The sequence below is a fragment of the Nocardia sp. NPDC056000 genome (assembly GCF_042269265.1).
In the GTDB taxonomy this organism is placed as follows: domain Bacteria; phylum Actinomycetota; class Actinomycetes; order Mycobacteriales; family Mycobacteriaceae; genus Nocardia.
On the sequence record NZ_JBHJXS010000018.1, the window covers coordinates 1 to 14,193 of the forward strand.

At 66.9% G+C, this 14,193-nt stretch carries 17 protein-coding genes; 6 read left to right on the forward strand and 11 right to left on the reverse strand.

Going from position 1 to position 14,193, the window contains the following annotated elements; all coding sequences use genetic code 11:
* Positions 1–12 precede the first annotated feature (12 nt).
* Together ACFC4D_RS40565 and ACFC4D_RS40570 are read right to left on the reverse strand one after the other, a co-directional pair.
* Entirely contained in the window at positions 13–1,074 is a 1,062-nt protein-coding gene (locus ACFC4D_RS40565) for a fused (3R)-hydroxyacyl-ACP dehydratase subunits HadA/HadB (protein WP_376071524.1), read from the reverse strand.
* 131 nt (positions 1,075–1,205) lie between these two features.
* Entirely contained in the window at positions 1,206–2,006 is an 801-nt protein-coding gene (locus ACFC4D_RS40570; RefSeq protein ID WP_376071527.1) for an alpha/beta fold hydrolase, read from the reverse strand.
* A gap of 204 nt (positions 2,007–2,210) precedes the next feature.
* Here ACFC4D_RS40570 and ACFC4D_RS40575 point away from each other — a divergent pair, with 204 nt between their 5' ends.
* From ACFC4D_RS40575 to ACFC4D_RS40600, 6 genes are all read left to right on the forward strand, one after another.
* Positions 2,211–2,741: a phenolic acid decarboxylase gene (locus ACFC4D_RS40575; RefSeq protein WP_376071530.1), complete on the forward strand. Its 531-nt coding sequence runs from the start codon at positions 2,211–2,213 to the stop codon at positions 2,739–2,741.
* Positions 2,742–2,773: 32 nt separating this feature from the next.
* Complete coding sequence (locus ACFC4D_RS40580; RefSeq protein ID WP_375954945.1) at positions 2,774–3,277, forward strand: MarR family winged helix-turn-helix transcriptional regulator; 504 nt, start codon at positions 2,774–2,776, stop codon at positions 3,275–3,277.
* Entirely contained in the window at positions 3,274–4,086 is an 813-nt protein-coding gene (locus tag ACFC4D_RS40585) for an ABC transporter ATP-binding protein (RefSeq protein WP_376071532.1), read from the forward strand. Before ACFC4D_RS40580 ends, ACFC4D_RS40585 begins: the two co-directional genes overlap by 4 nt.
* A complete protein-coding gene (locus tag ACFC4D_RS40590) occupies positions 4,046–4,894 on the forward strand; it encodes an ABC transporter permease (protein ID WP_376071535.1) in 849 nt (282 codons plus the stop codon). Before ACFC4D_RS40585 ends, ACFC4D_RS40590 begins: the two co-directional genes overlap by 41 nt.
* A gap of 104 nt (positions 4,895–4,998) precedes the next feature.
* A complete protein-coding gene (locus ACFC4D_RS40595; protein WP_364630134.1) occupies positions 4,999–5,154 on the forward strand; it encodes a DUF6131 family protein in 156 nt (51 codons plus the stop codon).
* Between the two features lie 213 nt (positions 5,155–5,367).
* Complete coding sequence (locus ACFC4D_RS40600) at positions 5,368–5,727, forward strand: STAS domain-containing protein (RefSeq protein ID WP_364630131.1); 360 nt, start codon at positions 5,368–5,370, stop codon at positions 5,725–5,727.
* Positions 5,728–5,750: 23 nt separating this feature from the next.
* Here ACFC4D_RS40600 and ACFC4D_RS40605 read toward each other — a convergent pair whose 3' ends face one another.
* The 9 genes from ACFC4D_RS40605 to ACFC4D_RS40645 all read right to left on the reverse strand — a co-directional run bounded on the left by ACFC4D_RS40605 (position 5,751) and on the right by ACFC4D_RS40645 (position 14,074).
* Entirely contained in the window at positions 5,751–6,692 is a 942-nt protein-coding gene (locus ACFC4D_RS40605) for an anti-sigma factor RsbA family regulatory protein (RefSeq protein ID WP_376071537.1), read from the reverse strand.
* An 8-nt stretch (positions 6,693–6,700) separates the two neighbouring features.
* Positions 6,701–7,147 (reverse strand): anti-sigma factor, encoded by a 447-nt coding sequence (locus ACFC4D_RS40610; RefSeq protein WP_364630125.1) that lies wholly within the window; start codon positions 7,145–7,147, stop codon positions 6,701–6,703.
* A gap of 45 nt (positions 7,148–7,192) precedes the next feature.
* Entirely contained in the window at positions 7,193–7,636 is a 444-nt protein-coding gene (locus tag ACFC4D_RS40615; protein ID WP_364630122.1) for a response regulator, read from the reverse strand.
* Positions 7,633–9,249, reverse strand: coding sequence for a CHASE3 domain-containing protein (locus ACFC4D_RS40620; protein ID WP_376071540.1), 1,617 nt, complete (start codon positions 9,247–9,249; stop codon positions 7,633–7,635). Before ACFC4D_RS40620 ends, ACFC4D_RS40615 begins: the two co-directional genes overlap by 4 nt.
* Positions 9,246–10,433 (reverse strand): PP2C family protein-serine/threonine phosphatase, encoded by a 1,188-nt coding sequence (locus ACFC4D_RS40625; protein WP_375954959.1) that lies wholly within the window; start codon positions 10,431–10,433, stop codon positions 9,246–9,248. Before ACFC4D_RS40625 ends, ACFC4D_RS40620 begins: the two co-directional genes overlap by 4 nt.
* Positions 10,434–10,535: 102 nt before the next feature.
* Positions 10,536–11,075 (reverse strand): TerD family protein, encoded by a 540-nt coding sequence (locus ACFC4D_RS40630; protein WP_376071543.1) that lies wholly within the window; start codon positions 11,073–11,075, stop codon positions 10,536–10,538.
* 77 nt (positions 11,076–11,152) lie between these two features.
* Positions 11,153–12,193 (reverse strand): AraC family transcriptional regulator, encoded by a 1,041-nt coding sequence (locus tag ACFC4D_RS40635; RefSeq protein WP_375954963.1) that lies wholly within the window; start codon positions 12,191–12,193, stop codon positions 11,153–11,155.
* 102 nt (positions 12,194–12,295) lie between these two features.
* Positions 12,296–13,222, reverse strand: a complete 927-nt coding sequence (locus ACFC4D_RS40640; RefSeq protein WP_375954965.1) for a lysophospholipid acyltransferase family protein — start codon at positions 13,220–13,222, stop codon at positions 12,296–12,298.
* A 6-nt stretch (positions 13,223–13,228) separates the two neighbouring features.
* A complete protein-coding gene (locus tag ACFC4D_RS40645) occupies positions 13,229–14,074 on the reverse strand; it encodes a GNAT family N-acetyltransferase (RefSeq protein WP_376071545.1) in 846 nt (281 codons plus the stop codon).
* Positions 14,075–14,193 lie beyond the last annotated feature (119 nt).

Genomic DNA, 14,193 nt, shown 5'->3' on the forward strand with positions numbered 1-14,193 from the left:
GCGCGATTCCGCTCACGCCGGATGATCGGCGAGTTGCACAGTCGCGGTGGCGCGACCGAAGATCTTGCGTCCGGCGTGGGTGGCGGTGAGGGCGATGACGGCCTGATTGGTGCCGGGGTCGAATTGTTTTACGCGGCCTTGGAATTCGATGGTGCTGGGCCCCTGGGCGGTGACCGGGACGGGGCTGGTCATGCGGACGCTGTAGTGGCGCAGCGCGGTGGGGTCGCCCAGCCATTCGGTGACGAATCCCGCTGCCAGGGCCATGGTCAGCATGCCGTGGGCCACGGTGCCGTCCAGGCCGACCAGGCGGGCGGCGTCGCCGTGCCAGTGGATCGGGTTGGTGTCACCGGCGACACCGGCGTAGTTGACCAGGTCGCCGAGGGTGAGGTCGACGATGCGGTCCGGTAGTCGATCGCCCTCCGAGACCGTATGCGCGGCGCGAGTGCGGATGCTCGGCGATGCGGGGGCACTCGATGCGTCGGGGAGGTCGGGGGCCGGGGTCACGGCCCGGATTCGAGTGGTCGGCTGGCGCATGATCTTCGACAGCGATTCCACGATTCCGGCATTCGCCTCCGACGGCGCGGAGCGGGCGACCAGACCGGTGCGCGCGTTGAGCACGATCTGTTCGTGCTGGTTCGTGACGATGTTCTCGACCACGAGCAGATCACCGCCGAACGCCTGACGGAACGAGTGCAGGGAGACATTGCTGGTGAGACGGTCCCCGACGACGATCGGCCGCAGATACTCGAAGGTCTGATCGGTCTGCATCGTCGAACTGAGGTCGTAACCGGTGAGAATCTCGCCGAGCGCGTCCTGCACCGCGCCGACCAGCAGCGCGCCGAAGGTCGGCGAGGCCACCAGTCCGGGGTGGCCGAACTCGGCCGCCACGCTGTCCACGCGGTGCACCGGATGCGCATCCTGTACGGCGCGCGCGTATTCGCGCACCTTCTCGCGCCCCACCTCGTAATGGTCGGCGACGCGATAGCGGCGGCCGACGACCGACAGCGCGTGGGCAACCGGATCCGGAACCGCGGTGATGAGAATTTCCTCATCCGGGACTGCGACGACCTCCACGTAACCCTTCTCCTTCGCTCGAAGTTTCGCTCGCGCAGTAGTCGGAGCTGACGACCATTAAGGATTGCTGCGAATATGCCAGCGCACGGCGAACGACACGCGAGGTCAAGCGGGATGAAGAAGCAGGCGAGTTAGAGCGCGTCGAGGAATTCGCGAATCAGCGGGTCGGTGAGGTGCGGATGGGTCCAGGTGATGGTGTGCGTGATGTGCTCGGCGTCGATGGTTTCGACGCGGGTCGATCCGCCCAACTGCCCGGCCAGTTTCCGCATCCGAGCCTCGGTGGGGACGACATCGCCCGCTCCGTGCAGGAGCAGAGCCGGGGCGGTGATGTCGGCGATATCGTTCTCGATGCCCTCGCGTTCGAGCAGCGCGATGATGGCCTGTTCGAGCCGTTTACGGTCCGAGCGCTCCCATATATCCAGCCAGTAACGCTGCTGTTCGGCGTCGCCGCCGATCATCTGCGCCGCGATGAGGCGGGCGATCGGCTCCAGCGGTTCGGTGCCAAGCACCCACTGCTTGAGCAGGATCGATTTGTATCCGGCGTATTCCTCGGGGTTGTAGGCGTCGGCGCGGGTGCCGATCAGCAGCAGGCCGCGCACGCGGGCGGGTGCGAGCCGGGCAGCCTGGAGCGCGACGATGCCGCCGTGGAACAGGCCGCCGAGCACGACCGCATCGAGTCCGAGTGCGTCGGCGACGGCCCAGCAGTCCTGCGCCAGCCGCGTGTAGTCGAAGGGTGTTCCCGGATCGCGGGTTTCGCCGTGCCCGCGGGTGTCGATGGCTATCACCCGGTAATCGGGTGCGAGGGATGCCATTTGCGGTCGCCACTGGGTGGCGTCGAGCAGGATGTCGTGCACCAGGATGACCGCCGGACCATCGCCGCCGGTGTCCAGGTAGTGCACATCGGCTCCGTCACCGGTGGTCACGAACGGCATAGCGCTTCCCTCCCAAGGACTTTCGGGCGCGTCGAGCACACGCGTGCGACGCCCGCTCGACGATAACAGGAACACGTTCTAATCGCCGGGCGGTGCGCCGACCCGGGCTAGACCGGGAAAACCCCAGGCCGCGGGACTTTCGCGGTTACGCTGGCCAGCGGAACTCGATACTCGCAGGGAAGCCTTCCGAGCAAGGAGCTACCGATGAGCGCAGGTACGTCCATCCCGTCGAGCTCGCCCGCCACCGGGGATCTCTCCGGTCTCATCGGCAGTCATCTCATCTACGCCTACGACAACGGCTGGAAATACGAGCTGTACGTGCGCAATGCGGAGACGGTGGAATTCCGCTGCCTGATCGGGCCCATGTTCGGCCGCTGGTCGAAGGACCAACCGGCCAAGATGGTGCGGCTGGGCGCGGATCTGTACAAACTCGCCTGGGTGGAGCCGACCGGCACCACCACCATCGTCATCCTGTGGCTCGACGAGCGGCGCGTGCACACCACGATCACCTATCCGCAGTGGATGCTCGACTACCCCGAGAGCACGCTCGGGCTCTACCAGGACAACGCGGACGCGATCGTCGCCGATCGCGAGCGCGGACCCACCTACCCCCTGACCCTGGTGTCCTCCACCGGGCAGGTCACCTTCCTGGAGCGGCGCGCGCCCGATGACGACACCGTTATCGACCGGCCGCCGAACAAGCTCCCGCTGGGGTACGACTCACGTACGAACTGAAATACCTCTGAAACAGAGGTATTATTGCGGGCATGGCCGACCCGCGCCCCGAGGCGACACTCCCCGATGACGCCGATGCCGAGCTGTTCACCCTGCTGTTCAGCTCCATGGGGCGGTTGCGCCGTCAGGTCGGCCGCCTGGCCGGGCGCACCTTCGACGAGCCCGCGCTCTCCGGTACCCAATCGGAGTTCCTGCGCCTGGTCGGCCGCAGACCCGGCATCTCGGTGAAAGAGGCTGCGGCCGAACTCGGTTCGGCCGCCAACAGCGTCTCCACCCTGGTCACCGAATTGGTGAAAACCGGTCTGCTGGTGCGCGAACCCGATCCGCAGGACCGGCGCACCATGCGCCTGTCGCTCACCCCCGAATCCCAGCGCATCGCCGATGCGACGCGGCAGCAGCGAATCACGGTGGTGGCGCGCGCCTTCGAACAACTCACCGCGACGGAGCGGGATGAATTGCACGCCGGACTCCGGGCCATGACCCGGCTGACCGATGTGCTGCACGACTACGAGCAGAACCGAGGCGAAAGCAGATGACAGACTCCCCGCCCGCCGTCGAATGCGCGGGCCTGACCCACCGCTACGGCAGCCATACCGTCGTCGACGACCTGACCATCAGCATCACGCGCGGTGAGGTGTTCGGCCTGCTCGGCCCCAATGGGGCGGGCAAATCGACCACCATCAAACTGCTCACCACGCTGACCCCCATCCAATCCGGCACGGTGCGGATCTTCGGACTAGATGTGCGCACCCGGGCCGCCGACGTCCGCTACAACCTCGGCTATGTGCCGCAGCAGCTTTCGATCGAAGCCGGGCTGACCGGACGGCAGAACGTGGACTGGTTCGCCCGCCTCTACGATCTGCCGCGCAAGGATCGCGCCCGCCGGGTGGGCGAAGCGCTCGAGGCGATGGATCTGACCGAGGTGGCCGATCGGCTGGCGGGCGGTTACTCCGGCGGCATGATCCGCCGCCTGGAATTGGCGCAGGCACTGGTGAACCGGCCCGCGCTGCTGGTGCTGGACGAACCCACCGTCGGCCTGGATCCCATTGCGCGCGACAGTGTCTGGGAACGCGTCGCCGAACTGCGCGCCGAATACGGCACCACCGTGCTGCTCACCACCCACTACATGGCCGAGGCCGACGCACTGTGCGATCGAGTCGCCCTGCTGCACAAGGGAATTCTGCGCGCCACCGGATCACCGGCGGAGCTGAAGGCGGCCGTCGCACCCGAGGCCACCCTGGAAGACGTGTTCCGGCATTACGCGGGCGAACAGCTCGAAGACACCACCGAAGGAGCCATGCGCAATGTCCGAAGCACTCGCCGCTCGGCCGCCCGTATGGGCTGATCAGCCCCCGTTCACCCCGATCCTGGCGCCGCGCGGCTGGCGGCGCGTCCCCCGGCTGGCGTCCCGGATCGGCACCTTCGCCCTGGTGGAGGTGCGCAAGCTGCGCCATGACCAGACCGAAATCCTCACCCGCGCAATCCAGCCCGTGCTGTGGATGGTCATCTTCGGCACCACCTTCGCGCGGCTGCACACCCTGCCCACCGGTTCGGTGCCCTATCTGGATTTCCTGGCGCCCGGCATCATCGCGCAGTCGGCGCTGTTCATCGCGATCTTCTACGGCATCCAGATCATCTGGGATCGCGATGCGGGCATTCTCACCAAACTGCTGGTGACCCCCACCCCGCGCGCGGCGCTGATCACCGGAAAGTGTTTCGCCGCGGGCATTCGCGCGGTCGCGCAGATCGTGGTGATCGTCATCGTCGCACTGCTCATGGGCGTCGGGCTGACCGATAATCCGCTGCGCATTCTGGCGACGGTGCCCGCGGTATTCCTGGGCACCGCGTTCTTCGCCTGCCTGTCCATGACCATCGCCGGGCTGGTGCAGGCGCGGGATCGGCTGATGGGTATCGGCCAGGCGATCACCATGCCGCTGTTCTTCGCCTCCAACGCGCTGTATCCGACCGATCTGATGCCGGGCTGGCTGCAGGCGGTGAGCAAGGTGAATCCGCTCAGCTATGAGGTGGAGGCGCTGCGCGGTCTGCTCATCGGCACCCCGGCGAATCTGTGGCTGGACTTCGGCGTATTGATCGGCGCCGCCGCGCTCAGTGTCGCGACCGCCGCGGCGCTGCTGGGACGGCTGGTGCGATGAGGGCGGACCGCCGAATGGCTTGTCCCGGGCGATGATCACGTGTTTGACGCGCGGTGGGCCGGGAAAAGCGTGGGTGTCATATTCACCCGTTCAAAGGTTTTCTCATGATAGTGCTGGGAATCATCGTCCTGCTCGCCGGAATTCTGCTCGGCATTCCGATTCTGACCACCATCGGCGTGGTGCTGCTCGTCGTCGGCGCGGTGCTGATGCTGCTCGGTGCCGTCGGACGGCCGATCGGCGGGCGCAGTCACTACTTCTGATCAGCCCGGATACCGCGTTCCCACGCCCCCGCGCGGCCCGCGTCCGGGTGACCGTTCGCCCCGATATCATGGTGTGCGCGAAATCGGTTGCGTACCTTTGCTGGAGATCCCGTCGCACGGGTACTGTTACCGCGTCGGCGGGACCAGCCCGGTCGTGCGACGCCCAATGTGTTTCGGAGGTGGCGACGTGACGGTGCGACAGGGGAACGATCGGTGAGCAGTGAAACCCGTGAACTGACGGTGCAGACCAGATCCGCCGGAGCAGCCGTGGTACTGGCCGCCGCCGGTGAGGTCGATATGGTGTCGGCGCCGAAGTTGTCGGCCGGGGTGAGCGAGGCGCTGGCCACCGGTGCCGAGTTGATCGTGCTGGATCTGTCCGAGGTCGGTTTCTTCGGTTCGGCCGGGCTCAGTGTGCTGGTGCAGGCGCTGGAATCCGCCGGTGATCGCACCGTGCGCGTGGTCGGTTCGTTCCCGGTGCGACGCCCCATCGAACTGACCGGGATGGACGAGTTGCTCGATGTCTACGAGACGTTGGAAGCGGCTCTGGCGGTCGAGGATTCATCGCGCGAATAGCCGAGAACGCGGCCCCGCATCCCTCACTGGGCGAAATGCATTTGCAGCGTGGTGCCGAGCGGGGTCGTATGCATGCGGACCAGATCGCACAGCTGATTCACCAGGAGCAGGCCACGGCCGCCGCGGTGAAAACCGGGAACGGGTAGTCGCCCGGCCAGCGGATCGGCGATATATCCCCGATCGCGGACCTGGCAGATGATCTGCCGCCCCGCCGACCACAGCGCGAAGATGCCGCGCCCGCCGCCGTGCACCACCGAGTTCGTCGTCGCCTCCGCCACGGCCAGTTCCAGATCGGTGCCGCGCTCACTGCTCATTCCGGCGTCGCGGGCGAATTCGGTGGCGGCGTATCGAATATCCGCCAGGGACGCCTCGTCGAAGTCGAGTACGCCGGCGGCGGCGGGCGGTTCGGGCAGCGCCTGGTTGTAGACCGCCACGACGCGATCGGGATCGTAACTCGGGCTGATGCTCTCGACGCCGGTGTCGATGCTGGTGGGATGGCTCATGAGCGCGTCGTCCAGCACCCCCGGATCGAGTCGCGCGATATCGTACGGGCACAGCATCGTCGCCGCGCGCCCGGCGAACGCGGTATTGATCAGGGCCTCGTGCTGGGCGCAGGCCGGATATTCCAGGGCCGAGCGCCCCGCCCAGATCGGTTCGCCGATGATCCGCACCCGCGAGTCCGGATGGCGATCGGTGAAGGCGCGCAATACCCCGGGAATGATGCGGCCGGGATTGCGGCCCGCCACCGACATATCGAGCAGTCGCACCGCCCCGGCGTCCGCGCCGAGCGCATCGCGCAGCAGGTCCAGATTCTCCGCGGGCACCGCGACCGCGACGGGTTCGGCGTTCGCCAGCCCGGCACGGATGAATTCCATTGTGCCCGACAGGTACTCATGGCTGTCGCGATAGAAGAACGCGGGATGTAGGAAGGGGTCCGACGGGGCGTCGCCGGTGTCACTACTCATGAATCCGCCTAGGTGTGCGGTCGGCCGGGCCCTCGCGCGTGCTGGCGAAGTCGCCGGAATTCGATGACGAGGGGGTACCCGCGCTGCGGGATGGCATACGGCCCCTGATCGATATCGAGCGAATCGGTCAGGGTGCGCACGATATGCCAGCCGAGCCCGCGGCCGTCCGCGTCGATCATCGCGGCGGTGACCGCCGCGATCCGGGCGGACAGTCCGTGCTCGTCATAGGTCAGGTCGCAGTCGAGGGCGGAACCGGGCACCGCGGCGCCGATCACCACGGTCGCGATCTCGTCCAGGGCGAGCCGGATATCACTGACCTCGTCGATGCCGAAATCGGCGATATAGGTGACGGTTTCGGCGAGCGCGCGCAGCATGACCAGCTGATCCGGTGTGGCGGACACCCGGAGTCCGACCGTAGTCGGGGCCGAACACGATTGCGGGGAACCACTATTCATGTCACCCTCCGTTCTGGAATGCTACGCGATCGCCTGGATCGGAATTCACGACCGTCCGGGCAATCGAACAACCTGGACGAAGAAGTCGTCGATTTGTTTGATAGCCAGCACGAATTGATCCAGATCCACCGGTTTGGTGACATACGCGTTGGCGTGCAGCTGATAGCTGCCCAGAATGTCCTCTTCGGCGGCGGAGGTGGTGAGCACGACAACCGGGATGTGCGAAAGCTCGGGATCCTCCTTGATCCGCCCGAGCACCTCGCGGCCGTCGTATTTCGGCAGGTTGAGATCGAGCAGAATCAGATCGGGGCGCGGGGCGCCCTCGAACGCGCCGCGCTGATAGAGGAAGTCCAGCGCCTCCGCGCCGTCCCGCGCCACGTGCAGGGTATTGCCGATCTTATTGTGCTCGAACGCTTCCCGGGTGATGAGTTCATCACCCGGATCATCCTCGACGAGCAGGATGTCGATGGGCCGGGCCAGCTGCGTCACGCGCGAAACTCCTTCTCGGGGGCTGCGGATTCCTCGGATCGCGGCGAAGCGTCGAAGAGCGTGAAGTAGAAACGCGTTCCGCCGGTGTAGTCCGGATCGATCCAGATCCGGCCGCCATGGAACTCCACGATCTTCTTACACAGCGCCAATCCTATTCCGGTTCCGCTGTATTCGTCCCTGCTGTGTAACCGTTGGAAGATCACGAAAACCTTATCGGCGAATTCGGGTGCGATGCCGATACCGTTGTCCGCCACCGAGAATCGCCATCCCGGCTGCTCACCCCGCTCGGGTTCGCAGCCGACCCGCACGATCGGCGGCACACCGGGGCGCTGGAACTTGATCGCGTTCCCGATCAGGTTCTGCCACAGCATGATCAGCAGCGTCGGATCGCCCGTGATCTCGGGCAGCTTATCCGGGCGATCCAGGTGCATGCCGGTGTCCTCTGCCGAGGCCAGGTTGGCCACTGCTCGATCGAGTGCCCGATCCAGTCCGGTTCTAACCGAATCGCCGTCCACCCGGCCCACCCGGGAGAAGGTCAGCAGATCCTGGATCAGCACCTGCATGCGCTTGGCGCCGTCCACCGCGAACTCGATGTACTGCTTCGCACGATCGTCGAGTTGATCGCCGTACCGCTTCTCCAGCAGCTGACAGAACGAGGCCACCTTGCGCAGCGGCTCCTGCAGATCGTGCGAGGCGACGTAGGCGAACTGCTCCAGTTCGGCATTGGAGCGGCGCAATTCCATTGCCTGCGCGTCCAGATCGGCGGCCAGTTCGGCCAGTGTGGCCTCCTGGACCCGGCTGGATTCGAGTTCGGCGACGATCCGGCGGCGCATACCCTCGACCGCCTCGCCCACCGCCGCGAGATCGGCGGGACCGGAAATGGCTATGCGGTGGCCGAAATCGCCGTCCGCGACTCGTTCGGTCGCCACTCGCAGGGCGTGCAGCGGACGGGCGATCAGACGGCGCACCAGCATCATGAGCGCGAGGCCGGTCAGCAGGAAGGCCGTGACCATACCGACCAGCGCGGCATTGCGCACCGTGCGCTGCCGCATCAGATCCTGGTTGCCCTGTGTGGCGGCCGCGGCCAGGTGCGTGCTCTGGGTCGCGAAACGCGCTCGCACGTCATCGAACGCGGTTTTGCCGCGTGCGGCGGCGACGCTGTCCAGCGGGCGCGGCAGGCCCGGGACCACGGCCGCGCGCGTCGGCTCGGCGAAATCCCGGCGCCAGATGTCCGCGGCTCGTTCCACCGCGTCGAGATCGTCCAGCTGCTCGGGCCGGTCGTACAGGAGTTCGCGCAGCCGTGCCACCGACCGCGCCTCGTCCTGCCTGCCATCGGTGTAGGGCGCCAGGAATTGCGGATCGGCGGCGATGGTGTAGCCGCGAATCCCGGTCTCCTGGTTGGCGAGTGCGGCCTGCAGGCGGTACGCCTCGGTGGCGGCGGGCTGGATCTGGGTGAGCAGGCGGTCCGAGACGGCCGTGGTGCGTCCGATGGCGATCCCGGCCACCCCGGAACCGGCCACCGCGACGATCACCATCAGCGCCAGCACCAGCTGGAACCAGGACTGCACGGTCATATGCGCGGTGCGGTTCAGCACCCGATCGGTTTTGTTCATCGGCTGTCCGCGGTCCAGCGCAGGTACATCGCCGCCACATCGTCGGCCAGACCGCCGCGCTGTTCGGCCAGCGCCTCGGCGCGAGCGATGAGCTCGTCCAGGAAATCGTCCGGGCGTTCGGCGGTCACCGTGCGCGCCAGCGCGAGCAGCCCCTGTTCGCCCAGGCGCTCGTCCCCCGGGCCGGTATGCCCTTCGAACAGTCCGTCGGTGAACAGCACCAGGCCGGCGCCGGGCGGCACCGAATGCTCGTGGATCGGCCAATCCGCTTGTCCCGGAAAGAATCCGAGCGCCGGTCCGCCCGGCACCTCCAGCCAGGACACGCTCGCGCCGGTGCGCACCAGCATGCCGGGATGACCGGCCCGCATCACCCGGATGGTATGGCTGCCGGGCAGCAGGGTCAGGGTGGTCAGGGTGGCGAAGGTATGCGGTCCGGTGCGTTCGGCGCGTAACAGCTCATCGAGCAGCTGGAACTGCCTGGCCCCGGTGATACCGCTGAAAACCAATGTGCGCCAGGCCAATCGCAGCGCCACCCCGGTGGCGGCCTCATCGGGCCCGTGCCCGGAGACATCACCGATGAGCACGTGCACCGCGCCGTCGGACTGCTGCACCACGTCATAGAAGTCACCGCCGAGCAGCGAATGCGCGCGGCCGGGCCGATACCTGGACACCACATCGACGATCGGATCGCCGCGGAACAGCGGGGTGGGCAGCAGGCCGCGTTCCAGGCGGGCGTTCTCCAGCGCCCGCATCTGCCCGGCCCGCAGCGCCACCGCCGAACGCTCGGCCTGTTTACGCTGAATCGCGTATCGCACTGCGCGACCGAACAATTCGGCCTCGACCCGGCCCTTGACCAGATAGTCCTGCGCACCGGCGGCCACCGCGGCCGAACCGTTGCTCTCCTGGTCGAGCCCGGTCAGCACCACCACCGGAACGTCGTCGTTGACCGCCCTGATGCGCGCGAGCGATTCGAGCCCATCGGAATCGGGCAGGTGCAGGTCGAGCAGGACGCAGTCCGGCGCCGCCACGGCCAATCGCTCACAGGCGACGGCGAGGCTGCGTACCCAGTCCAGTCGCACCTCCAGCGCGACCTCGGCGACCAGTTCCTCGACCAGCATCGCGTCGGCTTTATCGTCTTCGACCAGCAGCACCGTGAGTTCCCGGTGCCGCGTGTGCCCGCTGGACATCGATCGCATCCTCCTTCGGACGCTCACCATGTCACACCCGGGGCCGCGCCGGAAGTTGGTGCACGGTGTTCGCGCGTCGCTCGGTGACTGGTGTCGTCGCATTCACGGCATGGGCGCGAGATACGCGGCCGCGTGCGGAACGGCTTCGGCCACATGGACCGCGGGAATTCCGGCCCCGATGGCGTCGAAGGCCCAGAATTCCGGTGTGCGAAAGAGATTGCCCATCACCAGGGCGGTATAGGAGCCGCCGGTGAGTACGCACCGGGTGATCTCGTTCGAATTGTCGGCGTCGAGCAGGCGGCAGTACGCGTTGTCGATATCCTCGAAACTCTGACCGGTGTAGGAGGTCACGACCACGATGATGGACGTCACCTCCGGTGCGAGCTGAGCCAGATTGAACGAGATGATCTCGTTGTCGCCCCGGCCTTCGCCGGTCTGGTTGTCCCCGGTATGCCGGACCGAACCATCGCGTGAGAGCAATTGCTCGTGATAAACCACATCCAATAACGCGTCACCACCGAACAGCAGCGCCGCGATATTCAGGTCGATCCTGTTCGCGACGGTGCGCTCGGCGTCCCAACCCAACGCCACCGCAACGCATTCGAGCGCGGAACCGTCCGGGTGCTGAAGAAGAATTGCCACCGGGTATCACCTTTCGTCCACCCGGCTATTCCCGGTCCGACCCGGACGAAACGACTCGGGCACCCGCGGCGGCGCGGTCAGCGGTGCATGCGCAGCGGTGTCAGCAGGCGATTCTCGCGGGCGTACTGGCCCGGGGTTTGACCGCGCCAGCTGCGGAAGGCGGTGCCGAAGGCGGAGACGCTGGCGTAGCCGAGGCGGTCGGCGACGCTCTCCACGGTGAGGCCGGTGCTGAGCAATTCCTCGGCGAGCAGGCCGATGGTCTCGGAGCTGAGTTCACGAAAAGTGGTGCCCTCGGCGGCGAGTCGGCGGCGCAGCGTGCGCACGCTGATATTGAGATCGGCCGCGATATCGGATTGTTCGGCCAGGCCGTGCCGGTGGATGAGCAACTCCCGGACCTGTTCGCTGACCCCGAAACGATTGCGGCGGCGCTGCACGATCTCGGCGCACTGCTCCTCGTAGAGTTTCATACTGGCCGGATTCGCCTGCGGCAGCGGCAGTTCCAGCGCCGCGGCGGGCACCGTGAGCGCCGAGCGGGCGGCGTCGAACACCATCTCCGAGACGCCGAGCAGGGTGGAGACCGCCTCGTACATCGGATGCATGGGCAGGGCCAGTTCCAGGCGCACGGCGGGCAGCCGCAGCGGCAGCAGATCCTGCTGGGTGATGCCGATGGCGACCATATCCCGCTCCAGGGTGAAGCGCCGCAATTCGGACGGCACCGCACTGTCGTCGCGAATGATCTCCACCTGTGCGCCTTTGGCTTCCAGCCGGATCTCACCCGCCGCGAAGGACAGGTCCAGATAGCGCAGGCCGAGTTCGAGCGCCTGCCGCAGCGTCGCACTGGTGCTGAGTGCGAAACCCCAGATCCCCAAACTGGTCGGATGACACAGCATGCCCGCCAGCAAACCCAGACCGGGTTCGTCGTCGGTGCCCGCCACGATATTTCGCATGAGCGCGAACTCCTGCTCACAGGTGATCATGACGTCCGGATCGGCGATATCATCCGGCGTAATACCCGTTCCGGACAGCACATTCCGCAGCGCCAGCCCGCGCTGGGCAGCGAATTCGACCAGCAGAGCGGCATTGTGGATGGCGCGAAGACGCCCGGGCGCTTCAGACATGTCGCCATCTTCGCAAACATCCGGCTCGCAGCTACCCGAAATCTGCGCGCACGGCACGCGGTGACAGAGTTCGCGTGCCGTGCGGTCTGTCCGAACCGCCCGTCAGACCCGGACCGGGAGTTTCGGATGCCGGTGTTCGGGGGCCTGCACGGTCAATTCGGTACGGTCCGAACCGGGTTCGTCGCGGCCGACGATATCGGCGAAGGCACGATCCACCGCGTCACCGCGAATGGCCTGCTCGCACCGATTCGCCAGTTCACGGCGATCGGTTCCGGGCTGTTCCAGGGGTTGCAGCACCAACTCAGCCACCACACCGCGCGAGCGCAGTACGCGGCGGAACGAATCGGCCATGGTGTCGACGCCCACGAAACCCGGGACGGTGCAGACCTCGCCGTGCCGATCCAGATAGCGCAGTCGAATCGGCTGCACCGGGGTATCGGTGTCGATGGCGGCCTGGAAGAGCGCGGGCCGCAGGCGGCCGTGCGCGCGACCGCACCAGGTGGTGCCCTCGGGGAAGATGCCGATGCGCTCACCCGCGGCGAGCCGATCGCCGATGCGCCGCACCACCCCGGGCAGTTCGCGCAGGCGTTCGCGCTCGATGGGGATGACGCGCACCTTGCGGGCGATATCGCCCAGCACCGGCCATTCGATCATGTCGGCGCGGGCAACGAAGGCGGTGGGCTGCACCGCCGACAGCGCGATGATATCGGTCCAGCCGATATGACCGGCCACCACCAGCGTGCCCCGCGGTGCGGGCACACCGCCGCGCTTGTCCACGACGCGGACCTGAATCCCGCAGCAGGACAACAGGGTCCGGGCGTAGCGCGTTTGCAGCCGGGCCCGGTAGCGGCGCGGCGTCGCCAGATAGGCGATCGGGAAGGAGACGGCGACCGCGCCGATGCCCGCGATACGGGCCGCGAAACGGAATCGGCCTGCCTCAGGGGCGGTTTCGACGCATTCGGGTCCGCACGGGCTGGACGGCATCCAGGCGTGCGCGGTCGGGGCGGCGGGCGGGCATTCGGGCATCATGGGTCATCACCGCTCGAGAGTGGCCACCGCGCCCTGCAGGCGCTCGAGGTAGCGGGTGTTGATGGTGTCCAGGCCCAACAGGGCGACGAAATCGGCGACGGCGAACTCGGGATCATGTGCGGGCTCACCGCAGATCTCCGCGCCCAGGCGCAGGTAACCGCTCAGCAGCGGCGGCATCTTCGGGCGGGCCGGGGCTTCCAGCTCGTCCAGGGTGCGACCGTCCACCACGACCGGGTTGTACGGGCGCACATGCCGATCCGCTTGCAGCGCATGCTTTTTCAGCAGCAGATCACGCACGCCGCGCACATTCACACCGGGCGCGTCGGCCGGGGTGGCCTGCATCGGCACCGAAACACAGCCCATGATCCAGTCGTAACCGGTGAGCTGGATGTAGTGCAGGATGCCCGCCCACATCAGGGTCAGTACCGAACCGTTGCGGTGATCGGGCACCACGCAGGCGCGGCCCATCTCCACGATCCGGTTACCGGTGGGATCCAGTGCGGCCAAATCGAATTCGGTCGCGGTGTAGTAGCCGCCGGCGGCGGTCACCTTGTCCGGGGGCAGCATGCGGTAGCAGCCGACGAACTGTTCGGTGAGCTCATCGCGCACCAGCAGGTGATCGCAATGCTCATCGAAACGGTCGGCGTCCATGCCGGTGCCATTGTCGGGAATGCTGAAGCCCGGTTCGGCGGCGAACACCTGATACCGCAGGCGCTGCGCCGCTTCCCGATGCTCGGCATCGGAGGCGACAACCAGGGAGTACTGGGAGCGGCCGGTGGTGCGGGGCGGCTCCGGAGCAACATATGACTCGCGTGGGAGCAGGCTGGAAGTCGACGCTGCCTTGGTGGTCATACGGTTGATCAAGCCAGTCCCAGACTGCGCCGGAGCGACCGCCGGATGGCGTCTCGATGCCAGTCCGGTGAACGCGACGCAGACCACACCGCGCGTTCATCCGACCGCCACGAAACGTT

Bases quoted from the DNA above. Each gene is read 5' to 3' on its own strand.
- ACFC4D_RS40640 (WP_375954965.1), bottom strand. From the start codon at position 13,222: ATGATGCCCGAATGCCCGCCCGCCGCCCCGACCGCGCACGCCTGGATG.
- ACFC4D_RS40620 (WP_376071540.1), bottom strand. From the start codon at position 9,249: ATGAACAAAACCGATCGGGTGCTGAACCGCACCGCGCATATGACCGTG.
- ACFC4D_RS40580 (WP_375954945.1), top strand. From the start codon at position 2,774: ATGGCCGACCCGCGCCCCGAGGCGACACTCCCCGATGACGCCGATGCC.
- ACFC4D_RS40570 (WP_376071527.1), bottom strand. From the start codon at position 2,006: ATGCCGTTCGTGACCACCGGTGACGGAGCCGATGTGCACTACCTGGAC.
- ACFC4D_RS40585 (WP_376071532.1), top strand. From the start codon at position 3,274: ATGACAGACTCCCCGCCCGCCGTCGAATGCGCGGGCCTGACCCACCGC.
- ACFC4D_RS40575 (WP_376071530.1), top strand. From the start codon at position 2,211: ATGAGCGCAGGTACGTCCATCCCGTCGAGCTCGCCCGCCACCGGGGAT.
- ACFC4D_RS40610 (WP_364630125.1), bottom strand. From the start codon at position 7,147: ATGAATAGTGGTTCCCCGCAATCGTGTTCGGCCCCGACTACGGTCGGA.
- ACFC4D_RS40595 (WP_364630134.1), top strand. From the start codon at position 4,999: ATGATAGTGCTGGGAATCATCGTCCTGCTCGCCGGAATTCTGCTCGGC.
- ACFC4D_RS40590 (WP_376071535.1), top strand. From the start codon at position 4,046: ATGTCCGAAGCACTCGCCGCTCGGCCGCCCGTATGGGCTGATCAGCCC.
- ACFC4D_RS40635 (WP_375954963.1), bottom strand. From the start codon at position 12,193: ATGTCTGAAGCGCCCGGGCGTCTTCGCGCCATCCACAATGCCGCTCTG.
- ACFC4D_RS40625 (WP_375954959.1), bottom strand. From the start codon at position 10,433: ATGTCCAGCGGGCACACGCGGCACCGGGAACTCACGGTGCTGCTGGTC.
- ACFC4D_RS40645 (WP_376071545.1), bottom strand. From the start codon at position 14,074: ATGACCACCAAGGCAGCGTCGACTTCCAGCCTGCTCCCACGCGAGTCA.
- ACFC4D_RS40605 (WP_376071537.1), bottom strand. From the start codon at position 6,692: ATGAGTAGTGACACCGGCGACGCCCCGTCGGACCCCTTCCTACATCCC.